Consider the following 25,686-nt stretch of genomic DNA (forward strand, 5'->3'; position numbering starts at 1 on the left):
CACCGACCGGCGCGTACGGCGACGGGCCGGGCCCCCGGTGGGTGCCCGGCCCGTCGCCCTGCGGATCAGTGGAAGAAGTGGCGGGTGCCGGTGAGGTACATCGTCACGCCGGCCTTCTTCGCCGCCTCGACCACCGACTCGTCGCGGACCGAGCCGCCGGGCTGGACCACGGCCCGCACCCCGGCGGCGAGCAGGATCTCCAGCCCGTCCGGGAACGGGAAGAACGCGTCCGAGGCCGCGAACGAGCCCCGGGCCCGCTCCGCGCCGGCCCGCTCGACCGCGAGCTTCGCGGAGTCGACCCGGTTGACCTGGCCCATGCCGACGCCGACCGAGGCCCCGTCCTTGGCGAGCAGGATCGCATTGGACTTAACGGCCCGGCAGGCCCGCCACGCGAACGCCAACTCGGCCAGCTCGCCCGGCGAGAGCGCGTCACCGGTCGCCAGCGTCCAGGAGGACGGGTCGTCGCCGTCGGCCTGGAGCCGGTCGACCACCTGGAGCAGCCGACCGCCGTCGATCTGCTTCACCTCGACGGGTGCGGCGGGCGCCCGGTGGGCACGCAGCACCCGGATGTTCTTCTTGCGGGTCAGCACCTCCAGGGCGCCGTCCTCGTACTCGGGCGCGACGATGACCTCGGTGAAGACCTCGGCGACCTGCTTCGCCATCTCCTCCGTCACCGGCCGGTTGACGGCGATGACCCCGCCGAACGCGGACAGCGGGTCACTGGCGTGGGCCTTGCGGTGCGCCTCGGCGACGTTAGCGCCGATCGCGATGCCGCACGGGTTGGCGTGCTTGATGATCGCCACGCACGGCTCGTCGTGGTCGTACGCGGCCCGGCGCGCGGCGTCGGTGTCCGTGTAGTTGTTGTACGACATCTCCTTGCCGTGCAGCTGCTCGGCGTCGGCGAGACCGCCGGTGCCGTCCACGTACAGGGCGGCGCCCTGGTGCGGGTTCTCCCCGTAGCGCAGGCTGCTGCGGCGCTCGAAGGTGGCGCCGAAGAAGTCGGGGAACGCCGAGTCGTCGACGGGCGCGTACGCGGAGGCGAACCAGGAGGCGACGGCCACGTCGTACGCGGCGGTGTGCTGGAACGCCTCGGCGGCGAGCCGCTTGCGGGCCGGCAGGTCGAAGCCGCCGCCGCGCACGGCGGCCAGCACGTCCGCGTACCGGTCGGGGCTGGTGACGATCGCGACGGAGGGGTGGTTCTTGGCGGCGGCGCGGACCATCGAGGGGCCGCCGATGTCGATCTGCTCGACGCACTCGTCGGGGCTCGCGCCGGACGCCACGGTCTCCCGGAACGGGTAGAGGTTGACCACGACCAGCTGGAACGGCTCGATGCCGAGCTCGGCGAGCTGGGCGCGGTGCGAGTCGAGGCGGAGGTCGGCGAGGACGCCGGCGTGCACGCGCGGGTGCAGCGTCTTGACCCGGCCGTCCAGGCACTCGGGGAAGCCGGTCAGGTCCTCGACCTTGGTGACCGGGACCCCGGCGGCGGCGATCTTCGCGGCGGTGGAGCCGGTGGAGACGAGTTCGACGCCCTCGGCGTGCAGCCCGCGCGCGAGGTCTTCGAGCCCGGTCTTGTCGTAGACGCTGATCAGCGCCCGGCGGATGGCCACCTGCGCCCCCTCGGGGCTCTGCGTACCTTCGGCGGTCACGGGATAACTACCTTTCGTCCCTCGATCGAGTAGCCGTCGCGGGCCAGCCGGCCGACGACCTCGACGAGCAGCTTGCGTTCGACTTCCTTGATGCGCTCGTGGAGCGCGGCTTCGTCGTCCTCGTCCCGGATCTCGACCACGCCCTGGGCGATGACCGGGCCGGTGTCGACGCCGTCGTCGACGAAGTGGACGGTGCACCCGGTGACCTTGGCGCCGTACGCGAGGGCGTCGCGCACGCCGTGGGCCCCGGGGAAACTCGGCAGCAGGGCGGGATGCGTGTTGACCAACCGGCCGCCGAAGCGGGCGAGGAACTCCTTGCCCACGATCTTCATGAACCCGGCCGAGACCACCAGGTCCGGTGCGTGGGCCGCGGTGGCCTCGGCGAGCGCCCGGTCCCACGCGTCGCGGGACCCGTAGTCCTTCACCTGTCGCACGAAGGTCGGCAGTCCGGCGCGTTCGGCGCGCTCCAGGCCGAGGGTGCCGGGTCGGTCGGCGCCGACCGCGACGACCTCGGCGCCGTAGCGCTCCGGGCCCGCGGCGGCGATGGCGTCGAGGAGGGCCTGGAGGTTCGTTCCTGATCCGGAGACCAACACGACGAGGCGCTTGGCGGCCACGGTGGGGCCCTTTCTTGCGGGGGCGTTTCACTGGTCCGGCGCGGCATGAGCCGGGCGGTCCGCCGTCGTCCGTCCCTCCCCGCCGTACGACTTCTTGGACGTTCGTACGAAGGTGCGGTCTCCCCGGATACGGGGAACTCTACGAAGCGGCCGACCGGCAGCAACGATACCGTCCGGGGCGGTGTGACCCCCTGGACGGGGGCGGAACGCGTCCGGCCGGCGGCGGATGCCGGGCCGGGCCCCGGTCGGGACGCGGAGGCCGGCGCGCAGGCGGGCCGGAACACCGGCCCGGTGTGGTTCGTTGACCGGGTGCCCGGGCGGATTGCGTGGCGACGGCACCCCCGATGGGGGGCCCGTACGGTCGCTCACCCGCGCGGGGCCCGTACCATCACTGGGGTCCACAGCGGTCACCGAAGACTCAGGCCGGATCGTCCCGGCCGCATCGGTGGACCGCGCGAGATCCACCGCGTTCCACCGAGGGGAAGTCGCACACCTGATGCCGGATCCCAGCCTCCGACTCCTGCCGCAGCACACGTGGCCCGCGCCCGGGTCCACCCACGGCGCCGTCCTGCTGCGGGACCGCGGACAGACCGAGCCCAAGGGGGCGCCCGCTCCGCACGGCGGGGAGGGCTCCGGCAGCGAGAACGGCTCCGGCAGCCGGCCCGGCGCGGACCAGGACAACCCCTACGCACCGCCGCCCGAGGGCAGCCCCGACCGGCCCTGGCGGCCCCGGCGCCCCGAGGGCTCCGACGGTTCCAGCGGTTCCGGCGGCGAGGACGACCAGCGCGGCGGGCGCGGCCCGTGGGGCGGCCAGTGGAGCGATCGGCAGCCCGGGCGCTCCTCCGGTCGGTTCGGCGACCGACCCGGCCAGCAGGGCGGCGGCCCCGAGGGGCAGCAGTCCGGCATGCGCTGGGACCCCACGGACCCGTCGCAGCGGCGGGCCCGGTACTCGCTGCTCACCGGTATGTGGGCCTTCTTCTTCGCGTTGTTCAGCTGGCCGTACGTGGCGCTGATGTTGGGTGCCCTGGCTGTGTACTGGGGCGTGAGCGCGGTGCGGGGTGCGCCGCCGCGGGGTGAGCGGAGTGCGGCGGGGTCCGGTGCGGGGTCCGGTGCGAACGGCTCCGGTTCTGGTTCCGGGAACGGGGGCGCCGTGGCGTCCGAGGGCACCGGTCGGGTCACCCCGCGGTCGATGAGCACCGCGGCGATCAGTGGGCTCGTCACCGGGGGGCTCGCGCTGGCGATGGTCGCCGCGACGTTCACGGCGCAGTTGGTGTACCGGGACTACTACGTGTGCGTCCGGGACGCGTTGACCGTTCCGCAGAAGGAGTCCTGCGAGGGCTTGTTGCCGGAGCAGTTGCGGCCGCTCCTCAGCACGAAGGACTGACGTTCGGTCGGGCGGGGCTCGGGTGCGATCCGCTGCGCGTGCGCTGCTCCTGCTCGGGTGCGCGGTGGCTCTGCGCAGTTCCCCGCGCCCCTGATCGGGTACGTCCACCTCGGGGTGCGCGGTGCACCTCGGGTGCGCTGCGGGTTCGCGCAGTTCCCCGCGCCCCTTATTGGTACGTCCAGCTCGGAGTGCGCGGTTCGGCTCGCGTGCGCTGCGCGATTGCGCAGTTCCCCGCGCCCCTTATCGGGTGCGTCCTGCTGCGCGTGCGTTGTTCTGCGGGGTGCGCTGTGCGGTTGCGCAGTTCCCCGCGCCCCTGTCGGGGTGCGGCCCGCGGACGACCGATCAGGGGCGCAGAACAACGCACCTCCAGCCGAACGTACCCGATCAGGGGCGCGGGGAACTGCGCGAAACTCACCGCGCACCCGAGGTGGACCGGCTCACCCCAGCAGGGGCTCATCGGGGGCGAGTGCGGGCGAAGGCCAAGGGCACGCCGACCACCGCGGTCCACCCCGCCGCGGACAACCCCAACTGCCACCACACGGGACCGACGTGGGCCAACGCCCCGGACCCCAACGCACCCCCGGACAACAACGCGAACCCCCCGGCAAGGGCCCCGCACCACACCGCCCCCTCCAGCACGCGCAACGCGACCCACCACCGCCCGCCGCCCAGGCGCCCCGCGGCCCACGCCACCGCACCCCCCGCGGCCAGCGGCACGACGAGGACCCCCCAGGACGCCCACCCGGCGCCCCCACCGGGCACCGCGGCGAGCAGCGGGAACGGCGGCAGCGGACCGGCGTACCCGGAGGTGAGGAGACCGACGGGCACCGGGGAGCCGAGCAGCAGCCCAGTCCCGAGCCCGTACCCCGCGGCCCACACCGCGGCGTTCGGCACCAGCGCCAGCGCCAGCAGGAGCACCGTGAACTGTCCGGACCACCCGTCGGTGAGCCCGGGGAACGAGGCACGGACCGCGTCCCCGTGCCACAGCAGCGACGCACCGACGACGAGCGCCCCTGCGCCCACCAGCACCAGTGCTCCGGTCCACCCGACGAGCGCCCCCGACCCCACGTGCTTGCGCCACGCGGCGCCCCGCCCGTCGCCGCGGAGCAGCGGGAAGCGGGCCGCCCAGCCGGACCCGGTCGGCGGCCAGGCGGGACGCGGTCGCCCGTGCGCGGTCCAGATGCCGGCCGCGGCGGCGGTCCCGACCAGTGCGGGGATCCAGACGCCTCCGCTCGGCCAGGAGGGCCGCAGGTCACCGCCCGAGGCGTACCCGGCGGCGACCGCCGCGACCAGGAGGTAGCCGGCGACCACCCCGGACCAGACCGTCGTCACCCCGCCCGGTCCGGACCGGGCGGCGTCGCGGCCGGCCCGGTGGACCAGCCAGGCGGGCAGCACGGCCAGCAGCAGGGGGGTGAGGCCGACGGGGGAGGCCGCCCCGGTGAGCGTGTCGGTGCGGACCAGGTCGGCGCCGTGGGTGAGGAGCCAGACGCCGGCGGCCGTGTGCAGCGCGCCCTGGGGGCCGCTGTCCGGGTACGGCGAGCTGCTCCACAGGGCCAGGACCAGCACGGCGAGCGAGGCGAGGCCCAGCCCGGCCGCCGCCGCTCCGGTCAGCATGCAGGAGCCGAAGGCCGGGGCCCGTTCCCGGACCCCGGCGAGCAGGGAGGGCGCCGGTGCGGGCTCCGGTACGGGTTCCGAGGCGGGCGCAGGCACGGGCAGGGGGGCCGGTACGAGCGGGGGCGCGGTGAGGGTGTGGGGGATGCTCCGGGTCACGCGCGCCATGCTCCCAACGACACGCGCTTTCTTCGCGTAACGAGCGATTACCGGATGTGTCGCTCAAGATACTTTTATGTTCTTTTCTGATCGGTGGCCCGGCTTCTGTTCGGGGACGGCGTACGCGTGGTCGGCCCGCCCCAGGACGGGGCACCCGTGGTGAGCCGGCCCGCCGCCGCCCTGCCGCCGCCGAAGGAGCGGCGCCGGTTGCGCGAGGCGGGAGCGCTGACCCAGGAGCAGGTGGCCGCCCGGGTGGGGGTCACCCGGGAGACCGTACGGTCCTGGGAATCGGGCCGGACCGACCCGCGCGGTCGCAAGCGCCACGCGTACGCGACCCTGCTGGCGGAGCTCCGGGCGGAACTCACTGCACCCGATCGGCCGTACCCGACGGAGACGGTCGAGGCGGTCGAGGCGCTTCGGACGGCTGAGGCGGTCGAGACGGTGGGCGGGGTGGCGGAGCGGCGGGCCGCCACCAGGGCGCCCGCCACGCCGTCCCGAGCGCCCGCGCCGCCCCGCGCACCCACCCGGCCGCCCGCCCACGGGCGCCGCCCCGGCACCACGCCGCCGCGCTCCACCGCGCCCCCGCTCGCGGGCCAGGTCCGCCACCACAGTCACGCACCGCCCGGAGGGCAGTCACCCGTGAACGCCATCGCCCAGCCCCTGCCCGTGACGGGCCCGTTCGGGCGCCGGCACGCGGCCGACAGTTCCGTGGTCGTCGCCGAGCGCGCCGACGGACTCACCGCCACCCAGGCGTTCGACCAGCTGTACGGGCACAGCGCCCCCGCGCTCGTGCGTCAGGCGTACCTGCTCACCGGGCGGCGGACGCTCGCCCAGGAGTCGGTGGAACGGGCGTTCCACCAGGCGTGGCAGCGGTGGCCGGAGGTCGCCGTGGACCGGGACCCGGCGGGTTGGGTGCGGGCCGCCGCGTACGAGTACGCGATGTCGCCCTGGCACCGGTTCCGGCGGGCGCACCGCCAGCCCGAACCGCCCCCGGCGCACCCCGACGACCGTGCGCTGCTGGGCGCGCTGCTGGAGCTGCCGCCCGCCCACCGCCGGACGCTGTTGTTGTACGACGGCGTCGGGCTGGACCTGCCGGAGACCGCGGCGGAGACCGAGGCGAGCACCCCGGCGACGGCGAACCGGTTGACGAACGCCCGCCGCAGCGTGGCCGAGCGCGTGCCCGGGCTGGGCGACCCGACCGCGCTGCACCAGGGCCTGGACCGGTTGGCGCGCGGCGAGAAGCTGCAACCGCCCCGGGTGGGGACGATCCGGGAGGACTGCGAGCGCCGCACCCGGTTCTGGACCCGGACGGCCATCGCGTTCACCGTGCTGATCCTCGGGGCGACGGCGCTGACCCTGCGCACCGCGCCGACCGCGTACGAGCCGCCCGAGGCCCCGCCGGAGAGCGTGCGGGGCGTTCCGCCGCGGATGGGTCCCGGTCCGCTCACGGGCGAGCGGCTGGCCCTGCGCGACCTGCTCCGCGAGGCCCCCCGCCGCGGCCCGTACCGGACGCATCCGGAGCTGCACTGAGCGGTGCCCACAACGGCCGGTGGGCCGCACCCCGTGAGGGTGCGGCCCACCGGCCGTGCTGTGCGCCAGCTGAGCGGGAACTACTTCAGCAGCTCGCGCGCCAGGGTCGCCGTCTCGGTCGGGGTCTTGCCGACCTTGACGCCAGCGGCCTCCAGGGCCTCCTTCTTGGCCTGCGCCGTACCGGAGGAACCGGAGACGATGGCGCCGGCGTGGCCCATCGTCTTGCCCTCGGGCGCGGTGAAGCCGGCCACGTAGCCGACGACCGGCTTGGTGACGTTGGCCTTGATGAAGTCGGCCGCCCGCTCCTCGGCGTCGCCACCGATCTCGCCGATCATGACGATCAGCTCGGTCTCGGGGTCGTCCTGGAACGCGGCGAGCGCGTCGATGTGCGTGGTGCCGATGATCGGGTCGCCACCGATGCCGACGGCGGTGGTGAAGCCGATGTCGCGCAGCTCGTACATCATCTGGTACGTCAGCGTGCCGGACTTCGAGACCAGGCCGATGCGACCCGGCTTGGTGATGTCGCCGGGGATGATGCCGACGTTCGACTGGCCCGGGGTGATGATGCCGGGGCAGTTCGGGCCGATGATCCGGGTCTTGTTGCCCTTCTCGACCGCGTACGCCCAGAAGGCCGCCGAGTCGTGCACCGCGATGCCCTCGGTGATCACCACGGCGAGCGGGATCTCGGCGTCGATCGCCTCGACGACCGCGTCCTTGGTGAACTTCTCCGGGACGAAGATGACCGTGACGTCGGCGCCGGTCTTGTCGATCGCGTCCTTGACCGAGCCGAAGACGGGGATCTCGGTGCCGTCGAAGTCGACCGAGGTGCCCGCCTTGCGCGGGTTCACCCCGCCGACGACGTTGGTGCCGTCACCGAGCATGAGGCGGGTGTGCTTCATGCCGGTCGCCCCGGTCATGCCCTGGACGATGACCTTGCTGTCCTTGGTGAGGAAGATAGCCATGGCTGTGAGAACCTCGTCCCTTACTTCGCAGCCGCGAGCTCGGCGGCCTTGTCGGCCGCTCCGTCCATGGTGTCCACGCGCTGCACCAGCGGGTGGTTGGCGTCGGACAGGATCTTGCGACCCAGCTCCGCGTTGTTGCCGTCGAGGCGCACGACGAGCGGCTTGGAGACCTCTTCGCCCTTGTCCTTGAGCAGCTGGAGGGCCTGGACGATGCCGTTGGCGACCTCGTCACAGGCGGTGATGCCACCGAAGACGTTGACGAACACGGACTTGACGTCCGGGTCGCCCAGGATGATCTCCAGGCCGTCCGCCATGACCTGCGCGGAGGCGCCGCCGCCGATGTCGAGGAAGTTGGCGGGCTTCACGCCGCCGTGGTTCTCACCGGCGTACGCGACGACGTCGAGGGTGCTCATCACGAGCCCCGCGCCGTTGCCGATGATGCCGACCTCGCCGTTCAGCTTGACGTAGTTGAGGTTCTTGGCCTTGGCCGCGGCCTCCAGCGGGTCGGCCGCGTCCTTGTCCTCCAGGGCGGCGTGCCCCGGCTGACGGAACTCGGCGTTCGCGTCCAGGGAGACCTTGCCGTCCAGGGCGATGACCCGGCCGTCGACGACCTTGGCCAGCGGGTTGACCTCGACCAGGAGCGCGTCCTCGGCCTTGAAGGTGTCCCACAGCGTCACCAGAATCTCGGCGACCTGCTCGGCGACCTCGGCCGGGAACTTCGCCTGGGCGACGATCGCGCGGGCGGCCTCGATGGTCACGCCCTTGTTGGCGTCGACGGGGACCTTGGCGAGGGCCTCGGGGGTCTTCTCCGCGACCTCCTCGATGTCCATGCCGCCCTGGACCGACGCCATGGCGAGGAAGGTCCGGTTGGTGCGGTCGAGGAGGTACGAAACGTAGTACTCCTCGACGATCTCGGGCGCGGTCTCGGCGATCATCACCTTGTGGACCGTGTGGCCCTTGATGTCGAGGCCGAGGATGTCCGTCGCGCGGGCGACGGCCTCGTCCGGCGTCGCGGCCAGCTTGACGCCGCCCGCCTTGCCGCGGCCACCGACCTTCACCTGCGCCTTGACGACGGACTTGCCGCCCAGTCGCTCAGTCGCTTCGCGCGCCGCCTCAGGCGTATCAATGACTTCACCGGCCAGCACCGGTACACCGTGCTTGGCGAAGAGGTCCCTCGCCTGGTACTCGAACAGGTCCACGCGCGTCCGTCCCTATCGTGGTCTCGCGGTTCGTTGTCTGCGTGGGCGTGCCGCGAGGGGCAACGTGACTCCGCGGTCACTTGGGGGGCGCACACGGTCGGCCGGGTACGCGGCATGTCCGTCTCGCAGGTTATCCCCGACTGACGGGGGACCTTGAATCTCGGGTGGTCCGGGGGCGGTGATAACAGTCACAAGGCCCAGTGGGGCACGTGGGAGGCGTGTGATTCACGAGACCCGCCCCACCCCGAGCGGCGGGTGTGCGGCCGGCCGGACCACACGGTGACGGTGCTCAGCGGTTGCTAGTCGGCGGGCACCGGCAGGGGTCTGCGCTCGATCGCTGCGGCCATCACCTCGGGGAACGCCTCGGGCGTGCAGGCGAAGACCGGCACGCCGAGCGCGGCGAGCGCCCGCGCGTGCTCCCGGTCGTACGCGGGCGTGCCCTCGTCGGACAGCGCCAGCAGTGCCACGAACTGCGCCCCGGACGCCTTGATCGCCGCCACCCGCTTCGGCAGCTCGCCCCGGACCCCGCCCTCGTACAGGTCGGAGATCAGGACGACCACCGTGTCGGCCGGCCGGGTGAGGTGCCGCTGACAGTGGGCGAGCGCCCGGTTGATGTCGGTGCCGCCGCCGAGCCGGGCGCCGAACAGCACGTCGACCGGGTCGTGCAGTTCCCCGGTCAGGTCGACCACGGAGGTGTCGAAGAGCACGAGCCGGGTGGCGAGCGACCGCATCGACGCCAGCACCGCGCCGAACACCGACGCGTAGACCACCGAGGTCGCCATCGACGCCGACTGGTCGACGCAGAGGATCACCTCCTTGGCGAGCGACTCGGCGGCCCGCCCGTGGCCGACCAGTCGCTCGGGCACCACCGTGCGGTGTTCGGGGAGGTAGTGCTTCAGGTTGGCGGCGATCGTGCGGTTCCAGTCGATGTCGCGGTGGCGGGGCCGACGCACCTTGGCGCTCCGGTCGAGGGCGCCCTTGACGGCGGCCCGGGTCCGGGTCGCGAGGCGTTGCTCCAGCTGCGTCACGACCGTGCGGACGACCGTACGGGCGGTCTGTCGGGTCCGTTCCGGCATGGCCTGGTGCAGCGACAGCAGGGTGCCCACCAGGTGGACGTCGGCCTCCACCGCTTCGAGCAGTTCCGGTTCCAGCAGCAGCGCGGACAGCCCGAGCCGGTCGAGGGCGTCCCGCTGCATGACCTGCACCACCGGGGACGGGAAGTACGTACGGATGTCCCCCAGCCAGCGCGCCACGGACGGGGCCGAGGCGCCGAGCCCGCCGGAGCGGTCGCCGCCGGTGCCCGGGTCCGCGGCGGGAGCCTCGTAGAGGGCGGCGAGGGCGCCGTCCATCGCCGCGTCCCGCCCGTGGAGCGGGGGCCCCGGGCCGTCGGCCGCCGCGCCGAGGACCAGTCGCCAGCGTCTGGCCCGCTCGTCGGCCGCCGGGCCCCGTTCGAGGTGGTCCGGGGTTCCTCCTCCGGTCGCATCGGTCATGCGGGGGCCTCCTCGGAGTGCGGGGCGGTCTCGGGATGCGGGGCGGCCTTGGGGTGCGGGGCGGTGGAACGGTCGCCCGTCGGTCCGGGCGGGGTGGCGGGCGCCGGTGCGCCGAGGAGCAGGGCCAGCACCGGCAGCACCGCGGCGGACCGGGCCCGGTCGGTCTCCGGGCCGAAGCCGTCGGGGCCCGCGGTCGTCTCCCCGGCCCGGGGTCGTCCGCGCACCAGCTCGCCCAGGGTGCGACGGATCGCGGGTCCGTAGCCGGAGAACGTCCTGCGGAGCAGCGGGAGCACGTCCGTGAACGCTCCCTCCGGGACGGCGCACAGCCAGCCGTCGACCAGGTTCCGCAGCCGCTGGTCGTGGACGAGGAGCAGACCGCCGTCGGGGCCCTGCCCGAGGAATCCGTCCAGCCAGGCGGCGGCCTCGCGGGGCGGGGTGCCGGGCGACAGGGCGAGCCCCATCAGCCGGGCCGCCCCGTCCTCGGGCAGTTCCCCGTCGTCCAGCAGGACGCGGGCCGCGCGGCCCCGGACCGTAGCGGACACCGTGTCCCGGTCGGCGAGCACACGCAGCACGGCGTACCAGCGGGGCAGCGGGCCGCGGGCGGGAGCGGCGGTGTCCGGCGCACCGGCCGCTTCGGCTGTTGCTCCTGTCTCAGCTGTTTCGGCGAGCAGTCGCACCGCGCCGTGCACCGCCTCCAATTGGCCGCACATCCGGGCGGCGGCCTCCTCGTCCAGCGAGGCGCACGCGGACGGCAGGCCGACGCAGATCCGGTCGGCCAGGCCCTCGGCGACCTTCCGCAGCGCCCCGGTCCCGGTGCCCCGGACATCGCCGTACCGCACCGAACGCACCAGGGCGGGCAGCGCCACGGCGAGCCGACCGACGTCCGTGTCGAGGGCGGCCCGGTCGGCGAGCACCCGCACCACCACCGGGAGCGCGTCCCCGAGCCCGGCGAGCAGACAGCGTTCGGCCAGTGCCGTGACGTCCGCGAGGTGCCCGGCCGACACCGCGTCCGCCCGGGCCCGCGCGGTCGCGGCGGCGTGCACCGTGGTCCCCCAGACGCCGGCCTCGGCGACCCGCACCGACAACTCCGGTTCCCACCGCAGCCGCCATCCCTCCCGGAAGGTCCCGGTGGAGCCGGGGGCGTCGGACGGCTCCCCCCAGGCCACGCCGAGCAGCCGCAGCCGGTGCAACAGCCGGCTGCGGGCCGCGTCGGTCTCGTTGCGCAGGTCGAGGTGGCGCTCCCGGTCCCCCGCCTCCGGGGTGAGCCGCAGTCGGCGTTGGAGCCGGGTGAGGTCCCGTTGGAGCGGCACGGCGGGCGTCCCGTCGGGCACCCGTCCGAGGACGTCCCCGACGACGAGCCGGTCGTGGACCAGGGCCAGTGGGACGTCCGAGCCCTCGCACATCACGGCGCGCACGGCGTCCAGGGTCTCGGGCAGGCCGGGCAGCGGACGGCCGCGCAGTGCCGCGAGGGTCCCGGCGAGCCGCACCGCCTCGATGACGTGTGCGGGCGAGACGGTCCGGCCCTCGTCCCTGAGGAGGCCGGCGACCTCGATCAACCAACGCTCCACGGGACGGTCGACGCACCGGAACAGGTGCCCGTACCAGCCGGGGGACTCGATGCCGGCGCCGTAGCCGCCGGCCTGGGCGAGCCTGCGGTGGGTCCACGGCACCCAGGTCAGTTCCGCCTTGACCTTGGGCAGTCCGCGCAGTCGGGCCCGGTCCGCCGAGACCGCGACCCGGGCGCCCAGCGCGGGGACGTGCCAGGCGCCGCACACCACGGCCACGTCGTCCCCGAACTCGCGCCGGGCGGCCCGCAGGCGCAGCCGCATGTGGGCCTCGCGGATCAGGTCCCAGTCATCGACGTGGCCCGGGTCGGTACCGGTGGTGTCTGCGTAGGGGGGCGCCTCGCGGAGCGCGGTCATGGCTTCGGCGAGCGCTTCGAACGGAGCGAACGGAGCGAGGGGGTCGGACGAATCGGACAGGGTGGACTGGTCCGTGGCGGTGGTGCCCCGGTGTTCCACGACGTCCTCCCACCAGTGCTCCGGGTCCTCGTACCCGGCGAGCCCCGCCAACACGGCGAGGGGGTCGGCGTGCTGCGGCGCCGGCGCTCCCTCGGGTGCGTCCGCATCGGGGACCGCGCGGGCCAGCGAGTGAGCGGCCGGGAGGTCGATGAACCGGACCGGAACGCCGTGCCGCAACGCCCAGCGCAGGGCGACCCACTCCGGGGAGAAGTCGGCGAACGGCCAGCACGCATAGGACACAGCGGGCGCCGAGGACGCGGAGGGTCCCGGCCCGTCCAGCACATGGGCGAGCAGGGCCACCGGAGGCCGCATCGCCGGGTCCGCGGCGAGCGGCAGCAGCGCGTCCGCCTCGGGCGGGCCCTCGATGAGCACGGCGCGCGGTCCGGCCGCGTCCAGGGCCGCCGCCACGGCCCGCGCCGAACCGGGGCCGTGGTGCCGCACGCCCAGCAGCAGCGGCCCGGGCCCCGCGCGGCCCGGGCCGGCCCGTCCGGTCATCCGTCCACCTCGCGGCAGGCGCGGTAGAGGTCGGCCCAGCCCTCGCGTTCGCGGACCACCGTCTCCAGGTACTCCCGCCAGACGGTCCGGTCGGCGGCCGGGTCGCGGACCACCGCCCCCAGCAGTCCGGCGGCGACGTCGGCGGGGCGCAGCACCCCGTCGCCGAAGTGGGCGGCCAGCGCGAGGCCCTGGGTGACGACCGAGATCGCCTCGGCGGTGGAGAGGGTGCCGCTCGGGGACTTCACCTTCGTCCGCCCGTCCGCGGTGATCCCGCCGCGCAGCTCGCGGAAGACCGTGACGACGCGTCTGATCTCCAGGGTGCCGTCCGGTGCCGACGGCAGGTCGAGCGCGCGGCCGAGCTGGTCGACCCGGCGGGTGACGATCTCGACCTCGGCCTCGGCGCTTGCGGGCAACGGCAGGACGACCGTGTTGAAGCGGCGGCGCAGCGCGCTCGACAGGTCGTTGACGCCGCGGTCCCGGTCGTTGGCGGTGGCGATGAGGTTGAACCCGCCGACGGCCTGGACCTCCTCGCCCAGTTCGGGGATCGGGAGGGTCTTCTCGGAGAGGATCGTGATCAGCGAGTCCTGCACGTCGGCGGGGATGCGGGTCAACTCCTCGACGCGGGCCGTGGCGCCCTCGGCCATGGCCCGCATCACGGGGCTGGGGACCAGGGCGTCGCGCCGGGGGCCGTGGGCGAGCAGCCGGGCGTAGTTCCAGCCGTAGCGGATCGCTTCCTCCGGGGTGCCCGCGGTGCCCTGGACGAGCAGGGTGGAGTCCCCGCTGACGGCCGCCGCGAGGTGTTCCGACACCCAGGTCTTCGCCGTGCCCGGCACGCCGAGCAGGAGCAGCGCCCGGTCGGTGGCGAGCGTGCTGACGGCGACCTCGACGATGCGGCGCGGGCCCACGTACTTGGGGGTGATGACGGTGCCGTCGGGGAGCGTGCCGCCGAGCAGGTAGGTGGCGACGGCCCAGGGGGAGAGCCGCCAGCGTTCGGGGCGCGGGCGGTCGTCCTGGGCGGCCAGCGCGCCGAGTTCGGCGGCGAAGGCGTGTTCGGCGTGTGGTCGCAGCACCCGCGCGGCCGATCCGTCCGTCCCCTCGGCTCCTCGGGTCCCCTCGGCTCCTTCCGAGCCCGACCGGACGGACGGCGTGGGTGTGGGCGCGGACACGGACATCGGCGTTCCCCCTCCAGATCGACGGTTCTGATCCGGTGTCCACCGTGCACCACACCACTGACAGTGACCTCGCTGGAGGGTGAACTCGCAGGTCAGGAGCGGTTGTCAGTGGGAGGGCCTACCTTCGGTGACATGGCTGGGCAGGGGGTGGGTGCGATGAAGGACGCGAAGGGGGCGGGCCTGGCTGACGCGGTGTCGGACCGCGGAGCCGGGCCCGACACCGCGTCGGCCCGGGCCGCGGCGCGCCGGCGCGCGGCGCGGCGGGAGGCCCGGGTGACGGCGGGGGCCGAGGAGTTGGAGCGGCGGCTCGCGGACGTGCTGCGCGGCGGGCTGGCGGCGGCGGAACGGGAGGGGCGGGCGTTCTGGGAGGAGACGGCGGCCCGGATGGTCGATGCGCAGGCGCCGGGGTTGGCCTCCCGGGCGCGGGAGTTGGCAGCGCTCGCCGGTTCGGGCCCGGGGTGGCCGGTGCGGATGCTGGAGGAGTGCGCGCTGTTGCACCTGTTGGCCCGGGGTTGGTTGCGGCGGGACGCGTTGCCGGGGGACCTCGCGACCACGGTGCGGACGCGGGTCGGGCTGCCGTGCGCGGCGGAGGGGGAGCCGGTGCCGGACCGGTGGTCGGTGCTGGCGCAGTACGACACGGTGGAGCCCCCGTTGACGACCCGGCGGATCTGGGTGCACGGGGCGCGGTCCGGGCGGACGGCCCTGGTGCTGTCGTACGGGGCGGCCGGGCGGGAGCCCGCGCTGTCGCTCCCGGTCGGGGGCGTGGTGGAGGCCGCGGTGGTCCCGTACCCGGGGGCGGGCCGGTCGCGGGTGGACCTGGGGGCGGATGCCGTGGTGACGGCGTCGTCGCACGACCTCGCGCTGCCGACCGGGGTGCGGGTGGCGGAGGCGGTCGCGGCGTACGGGGCGGGCGTGGCGGCCGATCCCTGGGCGGAGCACCTGGCGGTGACGGTCGCGGGGGTGGTCCCGGTGCTGGCGGGGGACCTCGGGCAGGTGGTCGATCCGGGGACGGGGCGGGCGTTGCCGCTGGCCCGTGGGTTCCTGGGCGGCGCGGGGCTGTGGCGGCTGATCTCCCTCGCGGGCGGCTCGGCGGTCACCGTGTTCGGGGAGCTGGGGCACGTGGGTCTGCGACCGCTCAGCGCGTGGGCCCGTGACGGGCCGGTGGTATCGCTCACCTGACCCCGGGCGGCGCGACCTTCCCTGCGGGTGCGTTGTCCCCTGCGGGTGCGTTGTCCCGTGCGGGTGCGCGGTGGTTGCTCGCGCAGTTCCCCGCGCCCCTATCGGGGCCCGTGCCGGGGCCATGCGTCGGGGCCGTGCGCCGGGGGACGTGTCGGGGGCTGGCGACGGTGAGGTGCGGCCCGTCAGGGGCGCGGGGAACTGCGCGAATCACCAGCGCACCGCACAGAAACAACGCACCCGCAGGGAAGCGCACCGAAGGGGCGCGGGGAACGGCGCGAGCAAGCACGACGCACCCGCAGGAAGACACGAACGGGAGGTGGTCCGGTGAGCGGCAAGTGGGACGACTGGGTGGTGGCCGCACTGCTCGGCACCGCACGCCGCGAGGCCCCAAGCACGGAGCCGGGTCCACGGGGCCTGCTGGACGCAGCCGCCGGGGAGGTCCTACGACGCCGCGCGGGCCTGACCCCCGCGACGGGAGCCCCGTTGCCCGGGCCCGCGCCCGAGGACTCCCGACCGCCGACCCCGCGCGAGGCGGCGCACCGATTGGCGACGCTGCTCGCGGACCGTCCGCGGACGGCCGGCGCAGCGCGCCGGGCCGCCGCACCGGATCTGACGGAGCTGCTTCCCCAGTGGCTCACCGCCGCGAACACGCACGGCTACGCACCTCCGCCGGAGCTGCTGCCCGACCTGCTGGACGCGGCCCGCTCCCGTACGGACCTGCGCCCCGCGGTCCTCGCGTACGCGGGTCCCCGTGCCCGGTGGCTGGCCCGGCTCAACCCGCGGTGGCGCTTCGTGCTGCGGGCGGCCCCGGGCCCCGGGTCGTCCCTGCCGTCCGTCGACGACCCGCAGGCGGTGGCCCGCCTCTGGCGGGAGGGCCTGTTCGCCGAACGGGCCGCCCTGTTCGACACGGTGCGCGGCCATGACCCGGCCGCCGCCCGGGCCCTGCTCCGCAGCACCTGGGACGCCGAACGCGCGGAGGACCGGCTGATGTTCCTCGATGCGTTCCGCGCGGGGCTCGGTCCGGCCGACGAACCGTTCCTGGAGGTGGCCCTCGCCGACCGCAGCCGCAATGTCCGGGCGACCGCGGCCGACCTCCTCGCGGCGCTGCCCGGCTCGGCGCTCGCCGCACGGATGGCGGAGCGGGCCGCGGCGTGCGTGGCCCCCGACCCCGCGGGAGGGGCCGCCGGGATCGTGGTGACGGCGCCGCGGACGTGCGACCCGGACATGGAACGCGACGGCGTGCTGGCGAGACCCCCGGCGGGCCGGGGCGAACGGTCCTGGTGGCTGGGCCAGCTGGTGGAGGCCGCCCCGCTCGCCACCTGGCCGGGGCGCCTGGGCGTGCCGGACGCCCGGGCGGTGCTCGCGCTCCCGGTGGCCGAGGGCTGGCGCGACGACCTGCACGCCGCGTGGTGCCGGGCGGCGATCCGGCAGGGGGACGCCGGCTGGGCCCGGGTGCTGCTCGGCGCCCCCGCCGCACCGGGCGCGGGCGGCCCCGGCGCGGTGTCCCTGGCGGAGCGGGCGAAGCTGCTGGCCGTGCTCGGCGCCGGGGAGCGGGCCGACTGGGTCGCCGGATTCATCGCGACGCACGGCCTCTCGGAGGCGTTCCAGTTGCTCGGCGGTTGTGCGGTCCCGTGGTCCCCGGCGCTCGGTGGGGCGGTGGTCGACGCACTGAACATCGCTCGGGACGCGGGGAGTTACCCGTGGAGCTTCAGCGGGGTGATGGGGTTGGCGGAGCGATGCCTCGACCCCGCCGAAGGGGAGCGGCTGACCGGGTTGACGGCGACTCCGGACGAGTCGGAGGACGCGGCGCCCGGTGCGGGCGGCTACTGGGCGGAGTCCTTCCAACGCCTGCTGGGCACCTTGGAGTTGCGTGCGGTGATGCGGGCCGAGTTGGCTCCGGACGCCCCGTGACCCGGCGCGGGCCCGCGCCAGTGTCCCCGTGCGGGTGCGCGGTGGTTGCTCGCGCCGTTCCCCGCGCCCCTTGGGTGCGTCCCCCTGCGGGTGCGTTGTCCCGTGCGGGTGCGTCGGGGTTGCTCGCGCCGTTCCCCGCGCCCCTATCGGGGCCCGTGCGGGGGGCCATACCCGGGGGGCGTGTTGGGGGCGGATGGCGATGAGGCGCCCCGTCAGGGGCGCGGGGAACGGCGCGAGCAAGCACGACGCACCCGCAGGGAAGACTGGCGCGGGCCCGCGCCGGGCGGGCGCGGATCGCACGGGCCGGGGGGCGCCCGGAGAGCGCGGTCACGCCCCGGCGGACTGGCGGACATTCGCCCGCACCCAGTCCACGATGGAGGTGGTGGTGGCACCGGGGGTGAAGATCTCGGCGACGCCGAGTGCCTTGAGCGGGGCGATGTCGGCCTCGGGGATGATGCCGCCGCCGAAGACCAGGATGTCCTCCGCGTCGCGCTCCCTGAGCAGTTCGATGACCCGGGCGAAGAGGGTGTTGTGGGCGCCGGACAGGATGGACATGCCGATCGCGTCGGCGTCCTCCTGGATCGCCGTGGCGACGACCTGCTCCGGCGTCTGGTGGAGCCCGGTGTAGATGACCTCCATACCGGCGTCCCGCAGCGCCCGTGCGATGACCTTCGCCCCTCGGTCATGACCGTCGAGCCCCGGCTTGGCGACGACCACACGGATCGGCCCGGCTGCCACACCCATCACTGCCTCCCAGTACGTACGAGAACGAACCCGCCCGACGGGCATGTACCCACGGTCACCCGCCGTGTGCACGGCGGTGGTTCCCGCCGTGCGGGGCCGGTGCCCCCGGCCCCACGGGCCCGGTCAGTGAACGAACGTTATCCCGGGCGCCCGAGGGCCGGCAGTTTCGTGATGCCGACCGAGGGGGAAATCACACCGTGGGACACGTTCACCGCGTCCGTCACCGCGGCAACCCGCGAGGGCCGCCCCGGCAGCGGGCGCGCGGGAGCCACGGCACGCACCGCTCCCCCCGCTCCCACGGGACCGCGAGCCACGCGGACCGGCGGCGGGGAACGGGCCGCAAGCCGTACGGCCGTCCGCGCCGAGCCGGGCGCGGGACGGACGGGACGGTCGCCTGGTTCCCCTGAGGGCATCCGAGGACAGAGCCGTCCCCGGGGTGCCGACGGGAGGTCCGCCGATGAAGGTGACCCGCGTGGGGCCGTTGTCCCCGCCGTTGCTCCGGTGCCTACCGCTGGCCCGCGCCCTGGCACTGGGCGAGCCGGTGCCCCCCGGCCGGGGCCTGCCGCCGCTGCCGTTCCTTCCGGTCTCGCTCTCCCTGCTGCGGCTGCCGTTCCCGCTCCCCCCGGCCGGTGCGGAGCGCGCCGAGCTCACCCGCGCCGGCCTGCTCAAGGCCACCGCGCTGGAGGCCGCGGTCCTCGCCGGGCACCTCCTGCTCTACCCCTCGGGGCTGGTCCAGGAACGGCGCGGCACCCTCACCCACTCCTCGGACGGGCCCCATGTCCCCGACGGCCCGCCCGAGGTCCCGCCCGACGGCCGACCGCTCTCCCTCCCCGCACCGCCGCTCCCCCGTGAGTCCCGTGAGTCCCGTGAGTCCCGTGACGGACGGTCCGACACGCCCGACCGGACGGACCCGGGCCCCCCGGTGGTGCTGCTGCACGGCTTCGTGGACAACCGCTCCGTGTTCGTCCTGTTGCGACGGGTGCTCGGACGGCACGGGCGGCGGGTCGAGGCGCTGAACCACTCCCCGCTGACCTGCGACATCCGGACCGCCGCCGGAAACCTCGGCCGGTACGTCGAGGAACTGTGCGCCCGCACGGGTCGGGACGAGGTGGACCTCGTCGGACACAGCCTCGGCGGACTGATCGCCCGTTACTACGTCCAGCGCCTCGGCGGTGACGCCCGGGTGCGGACCGTGGTGACGCTGGGGACCCCGCACGCCGGGACCCGGGCCGTGCCGTTGATGGACCTGCATCCGGTGGTGCGACAGATGCGGCCGGACTCCGAGGTGATCGCGGAACTGGCCCTTCCGGCACCGGGCTGCCGGACCCGGTTCGTGAGCTTCTGGAGCGATCTGGACCAGGTGATGGACCCCCTGGAGACGGCCCGCCTGGACCATCCCGACCTGCTCGCCCGCGCGGTGCGCGTCAGCGGGGTCGGCCACCTCGCACTCCCCGTTCACCCGACGGTCACGGCGGGCGTCCGGGCGGCTCTCGACGGTGACGGCCCCGGCGGCGAAGCCACCGACGGCACGCGGCACGCCCGCGCACTCCGGCGACAGCCCCACGGAAATGTGACCGACGTCACACCCCGTTCCGGCAACCGTGGCGCCGACGGTCGCACCGCGGCCTGATCCCCACCACCCGACGGAAACGCCGACCGAGACTCCGGCGACCCGCCGACACCCCGGCCGACACCGGTGTCACCGCACCACAAGCGCCCCCGGCGCGCTCCACACCACCCCCCAACACCCCAACGCGCTCCCATCCCCGACCCCCAGGACCGCGTAACCCCCTTGGCTTCTGCGAATCGAACGCCGTTCGAACGCACGGCCAAGGCTCCGTCGAGGCCCCGTCAAAAGGCGGCTGAATGCCCGTTTCCCCACCCCAGGAAGCCCGACGAAGATTGTCGCGCCCGCATACCGCCGGGTACAGTCGCCGCACTGTTCCGCCCCCTGGGCCCGCTCTCTCAGCGGCACCGCCGTCAGGTCCCAGCCCAGCTCCTGCTTCCGAGCGAAAGAGAAGTTGGTGAACGACCGTCACCCGGCGGGGACCGCAACTCCCCCGGCAGCACCCCAGGAAGCGGCTCCGTCTCCCTTCGGGTCGTACGACCAGGGCACGCAGCACGGCGGGTACGGGGGGTACGACGGCCACTCCAGCTCCTCGTTCACCACCACCTTCGCCGCCGACCCCCTCTTCGGGGACATGGCCGCCCCGGCCGACACGACCGGCGCGTACGACACCGGTTCCTGGGGCACGGTCGCCGACGCCGGCACCCACGCCTCCCTGAACTACGACGCGTACGCCGCGCAGCACCACACGTACGACACCGGGGCCACCGGTTCCTACACGACCACCGGCACCTGGGACGTTCCCGCGTACCCGCTCGGCGGCATCCCCGAGCAGCAGCTCCCCGAGGCCGCCGACACCGGGCAGTGGCAGACCCAGCAGTTCACGGGTGCCACGTACGACACCCGCACCTTCGCCGCGCAGGAGTACGACTCCGGCACGTACGACGCCACCGCCTGGAACTCCGGCGGCCCGGCCCCTTCCTATGGGGAGTACGGGGAACACGGGGAACATGGGGAATACGAACAGCCCGTCGCCCCGCAGGAGTCGTACGCGGAACCCGAACGGGTGGCCTTCGCCCAGCAGGAGACCATCTGCGGTCCGCTCGACCTCTACGGGGACTCCGGAGCGGACGCGACGACCGTCCTGCCCGAGGTCGTCCCCGCCGACGGACCCCCCGCGCCCGGTAGGCCCGGCGGGCTTCCCGCCGAAGGCGGGGCGGACCACCACCACCCCGACGCCGCGCCCGTCGTGCTGTCGCGCCGCGCCGCCCCCGCCTCCCGGTCCCGCCGCCGGCCCCCGGCCAAGCGCTCCGCCCTGCTGACCGTCGCCGTGCCCTCCGCCTGTGTGATGGGCGTGGCCGGGATCGCCGCCGCATCGGTGACCATGGCCAGCGACGGCGACAGCAAGGAGAAGACGGTCGCCGCGCCGGACCCGACCGCGGTCAAGCCGTCCGTCGCGAACAACAAGCTCGATTCCCAGATCGCCGGCCTCTCCGCCGACGCGGGCGACTTCGCGGACCGCGCCAGCCGGACCCAGGAGCGGATCGACCTCAAGGCCAAGCAGGAGGCGGACCGCAAGAAGGCCGCCGAGGCCGCCGCCCTCAAGGAGCGGCTGCGGCCCAAGTTCATGCTGCCGGTGAAGCAGAACGGGCTCAGCGCCTACTACGGCCAGGCCGGCATCAACTGGATGTCCCTGCACTCGGGCATCGACTTCCCCGTCGGGTACGGCACGCCGGTGATGGCCGCGACCGACGGCACCGTGCGGACGCAGGTCCACTCCGCGTACGGGAACATGGTCATCGTCACCGCCAAGGACGGCACCGAGACCTGGTACTGCCACCTGTCGCGGTACGGGATCGTGAACGGTCCCGTGAAGGCGGGCGACGTCATCGGTTACGCCGGCGACTCCGGCAACTCCACCGGCCCGCACCTCCACTTCGAGGTCCGCCCGGGCGGCGGGTCACCCGTCGACCCGCTGGCCTGGTTCCGCAGCCACGGCCTCGACCCCACCTGATCCCCCACCCCCGGTTCGCCGTCGGGGCGGCCCCGAAGGACCGCCCCACCCGCAACGACTAGGGCTTCACAGCTTCACCGCTTCACAGCTTCTCGACGGGGGCGTACCGCAGCACCAGCCGCTTCGGCCTGGCGTCCCCGAAGTCGATCGTGGCCGTGGCCTTGTCGTTGACGCCGTCCAACGAGACCACCGTGCCCAACCCGAACTGGTCGTGGGTGACCCGGTCCCCCACCGCGAGGGCGATCACCGGCTTCTCCGACACCCGTCGGGTCGCGAACCCGGAGGCACCGGACGCGGAGGTCCGTGACCTCGTACTGGACAACGAACCCGCGATGCCCGCCGCCGGACCGGAGACGGACGGCGCCGCCCCGCCCGTCCGCTTCCACCGCAGATGGGTCTCGGGGATCTCCTCCAGGAACCGCGACGGCGGGTTGTAGGAGGGCTGGCCCCAGGCACTGCGCAGGGTGGACCGGGTCAGGTACAGCCGCTCGCGCGCCCGGGTGATGCCCACGTACGCCAGGCGGCGCTCCTCCTCCAGCTCCTTCGTCTGGCCGAGGGCCCGCATGTGCGGGAAGACGCCGTCCTCCATGCCGGTGAGGAACACCACCGGGAACTCCAGGCCCTTGGCGGTGTGCAGGGTCATCAGGGTGATGACGCCGGAGCCGTCGTCCTCGTCGGGGATCTGGTCCGAGTCGGCGACGAGGGCGACCTTCTCCAGGAACTCGGCGAGGGTGCCCCCGGTCGGACCGGCCGCCTCGCCCTCCGCTGCGGCGGCTTCCGCCGCGGCACCCCGCTCCTGCTCGAACTCCAGGGCGACCGCGGCGAGTTCCTGGAGGTTCTCGATCCGGGTCTCGTCCTGCGGGTCGGTCGAGGACTGGAGTTCGGCGAGGTATCCGGTGCGTTCGAGGACGGCCTCCAGCACGGTGGCCGGACCCGCCCCGGACTCCACGATGGTCCGCAGCTCCTCCATCAGCGTGTTGAACCGCCGCACCGCGTTGGTGGACCGGGCGGCCATCCCGTACGCCTCGTCGACCCGGCGCAGGGCCTGCGGGAAGCTGATCCGCTCGCGCTGTGAGAGGGCGTCGATCATCGCCTCGGCCCGGTCCCCGATGCCGCGCTTGGGCACGTTCAGGATGCGGCGCAGCGGTACGGAGTCCTCCGGGTTGGCGAGCACCCGCAGGTACGCGAGGACGTCACGGACCTCCTTGCGCTCGTAGAACCGGACTCCGCCGACGACCTTGTACGGGAGGCCGACGCGGATGAAGACCTCTTCGAAGACGCGGGACTGGGCGTTGGTGCGGTAGAAGAGGGCGACGTCGCCCGCCTTCGCCTCGCCCGCGTCGGTGAGCCGGTCGATCTCGTCGGCGACGAACTGCGCCTCGTCGTGCTCGGTGTCGGCGACGTAGCCGGTGATCGTCGCGCCCGCGCCCGCGTTGGTCCACAGGTTCTTGGGGCGGCGGCTCTCGTTGCGCTCGATGACGGCGTTGGCGGCGCTCAGGATGGTCTGCGTGGAGCGGTAGTTCTGCTCCAGCAGGATCGTCTTCGCGTTCGGGTAGTCCTCCTCGAACTGGAGGATGTTGCGGATGGTGGCCCCGCGGAAGGCGTAGATCGACTGGTCGGCGTCGCCCACGACGCACAGTTCGGCGGGCGGCAGCTCGTCCGCGCGGGGCGGCTCGTCCTCGGCGCGGGTGCCGCCGGCGGGGCCGACCAGCTCGCGGACGAGGGCGTACTGGGCGTGGTTGGTGTCCTGGTACTCGTCGACGAGGACGTGCCGGAAGCGGCGGCGGTAGTGCTCGGCGACGTCCGGGAAGGCGCGCAGCAGGTTGACCGTCGTCATGATCAGGTCGTCGAAGTCCAGGGCGTTGGCCTCGCGCAGCCGCGACTGGTAGAGCGCGTACGCCTGGGCGAGGGTCCGCTCGAAGCCTCCTCCGCCGTCGGTGCCGGCGGCCTGCGCGGCGAAGTCCTCCTCGTCGATCAGCTCGTTCTTGAGGTTGGAGATCTTCGCGCTGAAGGACTTCGGCGGGTACCGCTTGGGGTCGAGGTCCAGATCACGGCAGACCAGGGCCATCAGGCGCTTGGAGTCGGCCGCGTCGTAGATCGAGAACGAGGAGGTGAAGCCGAGCTTCTTCGACTCGCGGCGCAGGATGCGCACGCACGCGCTGTGGAAGGTCATCACCCACATCGCGGCGGCCCGGGGGCCCACCAGGTGCTCGACGCGCTCCTTCATCTCGCCCGCGGCCTTGTTGGTGAAGGTGATCGCGAGGATCTCACCGGGGTGCGCCCCGCGGGCGGCGAGGAGGTGGGCGATGCGGTGGGTGAGTACGCGGGTCTTGCCGGAGCCGGCGCCCGCGACGATGAGCAGCGGGGAGCCCGCGTGCACCACGGCGGCGCGCTGTTCGCCGTTCAGGCCCTCCAGCAGGGACGCCGGGTCCACCGGGGGGCGCGGGGCGCCGTCGCGGTAGTGCGCGTCCCGGTGCACCGGGGCGTCGAAGCGTCCGCCGAACAGGTCGTCGGGGATCTCCTCCGGGCCGTGGTCCTCGGGCGGCGGGGGCTGCTCGTCCCCTGCGGGGCGCGGGGGCTGGAGTCCCGCGAGGAAGTTGTCGTCGAAAAGGCTGCTCATCGCCTCCCGAGTCTAGGCGGCACCACCGACAACCGGGACCGGTCCCGGGAACCTGCTGGTCACAGCCCTGTGCATGGGCGAGGATGGCCTCCATGCCCGTAGTGACCCTCCCTTTGCAGGTGTTCGAGCCAGACCGGCCCCAAGGCGGGGCGTCTGGAGAAGGGCTCGAACGATGGCACATTCGCCTCACCGGCGGTGGAAGGGTTGCTGTGCGTGGTGCGCACCGCATGCGGTGCGCGGGGTCGGGCGCTCGGAGAAGGATCCGGTGGCTGTGCGGCGGCTCCTCGGCAAGTCGCGTCGGCTGACCCGTCGGGACCTGGGCGACCAGGGCTGATCCTCGCGCCCCGGGTGCGTATGCGTTGGCCCGTGCGGGTGCGCTGCGGTTCTGCGCAGTTCCCCGCGCCCCTGATCGGGTGCGTTCACCTGGCGGTGCGCTGTTCGGCGCGGGTGCGCTGCGCTGGGCGTGCGCTGTCCGGCGGGGGTGCGCTGGGTGTTTCGCGCAGTTCCCCGCGCCCCCTATTGGGTGCGTTCACCTGGGGGTGCGCTGGTCGGTTGGGGTGCGTCCCGCTGTTGCGCAGTTCCCCGCGCCCCTGAATTGGGGCGCTTCTCCGATACGGGCCCGGCAGGCTCCCGCAGCCAGGCGGGCCCCGATAGGGGCGCGGGGAACTGCGCGAGCAACCCAGACGAACCCGCAGGCAAGCCCCCGGCCAAGCCACCCGATCAGGGGGCGCGGGGAACTGCGCAACAGCTCAGCGCACGCCCGCCGGACAGCGCACCCCGACCGGGACGCACCCGATAGGGGGCGCGGGGAACTGCGCGAAACGGCAGCGCACCGAGCCGAACAGCGCACCGCCAGGTGTACGTACCGATAGGGGGCGCGGGGAACTGCGCGGGGAACCTCAGCGCACCCGCGCCGAACAGCGCACCGCCAGGTGTGCGTACCAGAAGGGGTCGCGGGGAAACTGCGCGGGGCTAAGTCCAGAGCACTGCGATGAACACGTTCGCCGCGGTGAGCCCACCGACCAAAGCGAACAACCCCTTGTCGACGCCCTCGTCGTCCCGCTTCACGTACACGAGCCCGAGGATCACCACGAGCAACGCCAGCTTGACGCCGATCTTGACGTTGTCGACGGTGTTGCCGTCGGCCTGGTTGAGGCCGACCAGCGCGACACCGGTGACCAGCATGGTGAGCGCACCGTGCAGCATCGCGGGGGTGTAGCGGGCCGTGCCCTCGCCCATCGCCTTCAGCTGGGTGAGGAACCCGCCCAGCAGCGCGGCGATGCCGATGATGTGGAGGCCGACGACCAGATGGATGAGTACGTCCATGGGGCGGACTCTAACCGGGGCGTTCCGCTCGCTTCCGGCCAG

17 protein-coding genes are annotated in these 25,686 nt (G+C 74.1%); 6 read left to right on the forward strand and 11 right to left on the reverse strand.

What is annotated here, in order from left to right; translation table 11 throughout:
- Positions 1-65 precede the first annotated feature (65 nt).
- Both purH and purN read right to left on the reverse strand, forming a co-directional pair.
- On the reverse strand, positions 66-1,646 hold the full coding sequence (purH, locus tag ACFV88_RS22325; protein WP_385493493.1) for a bifunctional phosphoribosylaminoimidazolecarboxamide formyltransferase/IMP cyclohydrolase: 1,581 nt from the start codon (positions 1,644-1,646) through the stop codon (positions 66-68).
- The gene (gene purN / locus ACFV88_RS22330; RefSeq protein ID WP_385493494.1) at positions 1,643-2,260 is read right to left on the reverse strand and encodes a phosphoribosylglycinamide formyltransferase; all 618 of its coding nucleotides are present in this window, start codon (positions 2,258-2,260) and stop codon (positions 1,643-1,645) included. Before purN ends, purH begins: the two co-directional genes overlap by 4 nt.
- Positions 2,261-2,756: 496 nt before the next feature.
- Here purN and ACFV88_RS22335 point away from each other — a divergent pair, with 496 nt between their 5' ends.
- Positions 2,757-3,644: a hypothetical protein gene (locus tag ACFV88_RS22335; protein ID WP_385493495.1), complete on the forward strand. Its 888-nt coding sequence runs from the start codon at positions 2,757-2,759 to the stop codon at positions 3,642-3,644.
- Between the two features lie 453 nt (positions 3,645-4,097).
- On the opposite strand, the gene ACFV88_RS22340 is transcribed toward ACFV88_RS22335, so the two are convergent.
- Positions 4,098-5,414, reverse strand: coding sequence for a DUF6350 family protein (locus ACFV88_RS22340; protein ID WP_385493496.1), 1,317 nt, complete (start codon positions 5,412-5,414; stop codon positions 4,098-4,100).
- Between the two features lie 156 nt (positions 5,415-5,570).
- Here ACFV88_RS22340 and ACFV88_RS22345 point away from each other — a divergent pair, with 156 nt between their 5' ends.
- A complete protein-coding gene (locus ACFV88_RS22345; RefSeq protein WP_385493658.1) occupies positions 5,571-6,944 on the forward strand; it encodes a helix-turn-helix domain-containing protein in 1,374 nt (457 codons plus the stop codon).
- A gap of 80 nt (positions 6,945-7,024) precedes the next feature.
- Here ACFV88_RS22345 and sucD read toward each other — a convergent pair whose 3' ends face one another.
- From sucD to ACFV88_RS22370, 5 genes are all read right to left on the reverse strand, one after another.
- Positions 7,025-7,906 carry a succinate--CoA ligase subunit alpha gene (gene sucD / locus ACFV88_RS22350; protein ID WP_385493497.1) on the reverse strand — a complete coding sequence of 294 codons (882 nt, stop codon included), beginning with the start codon at positions 7,904-7,906 and terminating at the stop codon, positions 7,025-7,027.
- Between the two features lie 20 nt (positions 7,907-7,926).
- Positions 7,927-9,105: an ADP-forming succinate--CoA ligase subunit beta gene (sucC, locus tag ACFV88_RS22355; RefSeq protein ID WP_385493498.1), complete on the reverse strand. Its 1,179-nt coding sequence runs from the start codon at positions 9,103-9,105 to the stop codon at positions 7,927-7,929.
- Positions 9,106-9,404: 299 nt separating this feature from the next.
- Positions 9,405-10,595, reverse strand: a complete 1,191-nt coding sequence (locus ACFV88_RS22360) for a VWA domain-containing protein (protein ID WP_385493499.1) — start codon at positions 10,593-10,595, stop codon at positions 9,405-9,407.
- Positions 10,592-13,111 carry a DUF5682 family protein gene (locus tag ACFV88_RS22365; protein WP_385493501.1) on the reverse strand — a complete coding sequence of 840 codons (2,520 nt, stop codon included), beginning with the start codon at positions 13,109-13,111 and terminating at the stop codon, positions 10,592-10,594. The genes ACFV88_RS22360 and ACFV88_RS22365 overlap by 4 nt, the downstream gene beginning before the upstream one ends.
- The gene (locus ACFV88_RS22370; protein ID WP_385493502.1) at positions 13,108-14,283 is read right to left on the reverse strand and encodes an AAA family ATPase; all 1,176 of its coding nucleotides are present in this window, start codon (positions 14,281-14,283) and stop codon (positions 13,108-13,110) included. The genes ACFV88_RS22365 and ACFV88_RS22370 overlap by 4 nt, the downstream gene beginning before the upstream one ends.
- 132 nt (positions 14,284-14,415) lie before the next feature.
- Here ACFV88_RS22370 and ACFV88_RS22375 point away from each other — a divergent pair, with 132 nt between their 5' ends.
- Both ACFV88_RS22375 and ACFV88_RS22380 read left to right on the forward strand, forming a co-directional pair.
- Positions 14,416-15,462 (forward strand): hypothetical protein, encoded by a 1,047-nt coding sequence (locus ACFV88_RS22375; RefSeq protein ID WP_385493503.1) that lies wholly within the window; start codon positions 14,416-14,418, stop codon positions 15,460-15,462.
- 324 nt (positions 15,463-15,786) lie between these two features.
- On the forward strand, positions 15,787-17,373 hold the full coding sequence (locus ACFV88_RS22380; RefSeq protein WP_385493505.1) for a DUF5691 domain-containing protein: 1,587 nt from the start codon (positions 15,787-15,789) through the stop codon (positions 17,371-17,373).
- A 327-nt stretch (positions 17,374-17,700) separates the two neighbouring features.
- Here ACFV88_RS22380 and ACFV88_RS22385 read toward each other — a convergent pair whose 3' ends face one another.
- A complete protein-coding gene (locus ACFV88_RS22385) occupies positions 17,701-18,117 on the reverse strand; it encodes a cobalamin B12-binding domain-containing protein (protein ID WP_385493506.1) in 417 nt (138 codons plus the stop codon).
- A gap of 457 nt (positions 18,118-18,574) precedes the next feature.
- On the opposite strand from ACFV88_RS22385, the gene ACFV88_RS22390 reads away from it, so the two are divergent.
- Both ACFV88_RS22390 and ACFV88_RS22395 read left to right on the forward strand, forming a co-directional pair.
- The gene (locus ACFV88_RS22390; RefSeq protein WP_385493507.1) at positions 18,575-19,747 is read left to right on the forward strand and encodes an esterase/lipase family protein; all 1,173 of its coding nucleotides are present in this window, start codon (positions 18,575-18,577) and stop codon (positions 19,745-19,747) included.
- Between the two features lie 394 nt (positions 19,748-20,141).
- Positions 20,142-21,698: a M23 family metallopeptidase gene (locus ACFV88_RS22395; protein WP_385493508.1), complete on the forward strand. Its 1,557-nt coding sequence runs from the start codon at positions 20,142-20,144 to the stop codon at positions 21,696-21,698.
- An 82-nt stretch (positions 21,699-21,780) separates the two neighbouring features.
- On the opposite strand, the gene pcrA is transcribed toward ACFV88_RS22395, so the two are convergent.
- The gene (pcrA, locus tag ACFV88_RS22400; RefSeq protein WP_385493509.1) at positions 21,781-24,318 is read right to left on the reverse strand and encodes a DNA helicase PcrA; all 2,538 of its coding nucleotides are present in this window, start codon (positions 24,316-24,318) and stop codon (positions 21,781-21,783) included.
- Between the two features lie 972 nt (positions 24,319-25,290).
- Positions 25,291-25,644: a hypothetical protein gene (locus tag ACFV88_RS22405; RefSeq protein ID WP_385493510.1), complete on the reverse strand. Its 354-nt coding sequence runs from the start codon at positions 25,642-25,644 to the stop codon at positions 25,291-25,293.
- Positions 25,645-25,686 lie beyond the last annotated feature (42 nt).

This window comes from Streptomyces sp. NPDC059816 (assembly GCF_042732055.1).
Taxonomy (GTDB): Bacteria; Actinomycetota; Actinomycetes; order Streptomycetales; family Streptomycetaceae; genus Streptomyces.

Excerpts from the sequence above, each read along its gene's own strand:
- ACFV88_RS22335 (WP_385493495.1), top strand. The coding sequence starts at position 2,757 with ATGCCGGATCCCAGCCTCCGACTCCTGCCGCAGCACACGTGGCCCGCG.
- sucD (WP_385493497.1), bottom strand. The coding sequence starts at position 7,906 with ATGGCTATCTTCCTCACCAAGGACAGCAAGGTCATCGTCCAGGGCATG.
- ACFV88_RS22360 (WP_385493499.1), bottom strand. The coding sequence starts at position 10,595 with ATGACCGATGCGACCGGAGGAGGAACCCCGGACCACCTCGAACGGGGC.
- ACFV88_RS22365 (WP_385493501.1), bottom strand. The coding sequence starts at position 13,111 with ATGACCGGACGGGCCGGCCCGGGCCGCGCGGGGCCCGGGCCGCTGCTG.
- ACFV88_RS22370 (WP_385493502.1), bottom strand. The coding sequence starts at position 14,283 with ATGTCCGTGTCCGCGCCCACACCCACGCCGTCCGTCCGGTCGGGCTCG.
- ACFV88_RS22375 (WP_385493503.1), top strand. The coding sequence starts at position 14,416 with ATGGCTGGGCAGGGGGTGGGTGCGATGAAGGACGCGAAGGGGGCGGGC.
- ACFV88_RS22385 (WP_385493506.1), bottom strand. The coding sequence starts at position 18,117 with ATGGGTGTGGCAGCCGGGCCGATCCGTGTGGTCGTCGCCAAGCCGGGG.
- ACFV88_RS22390 (WP_385493507.1), top strand. The coding sequence starts at position 18,575 with ATGAAGGTGACCCGCGTGGGGCCGTTGTCCCCGCCGTTGCTCCGGTGC.
- pcrA (WP_385493509.1), bottom strand. The coding sequence starts at position 24,318 with ATGAGCAGCCTTTTCGACGACAACTTCCTCGCGGGACTCCAGCCCCCG.
- ACFV88_RS22405 (WP_385493510.1), bottom strand. The coding sequence starts at position 25,644 with ATGGACGTACTCATCCATCTGGTCGTCGGCCTCCACATCATCGGCATC.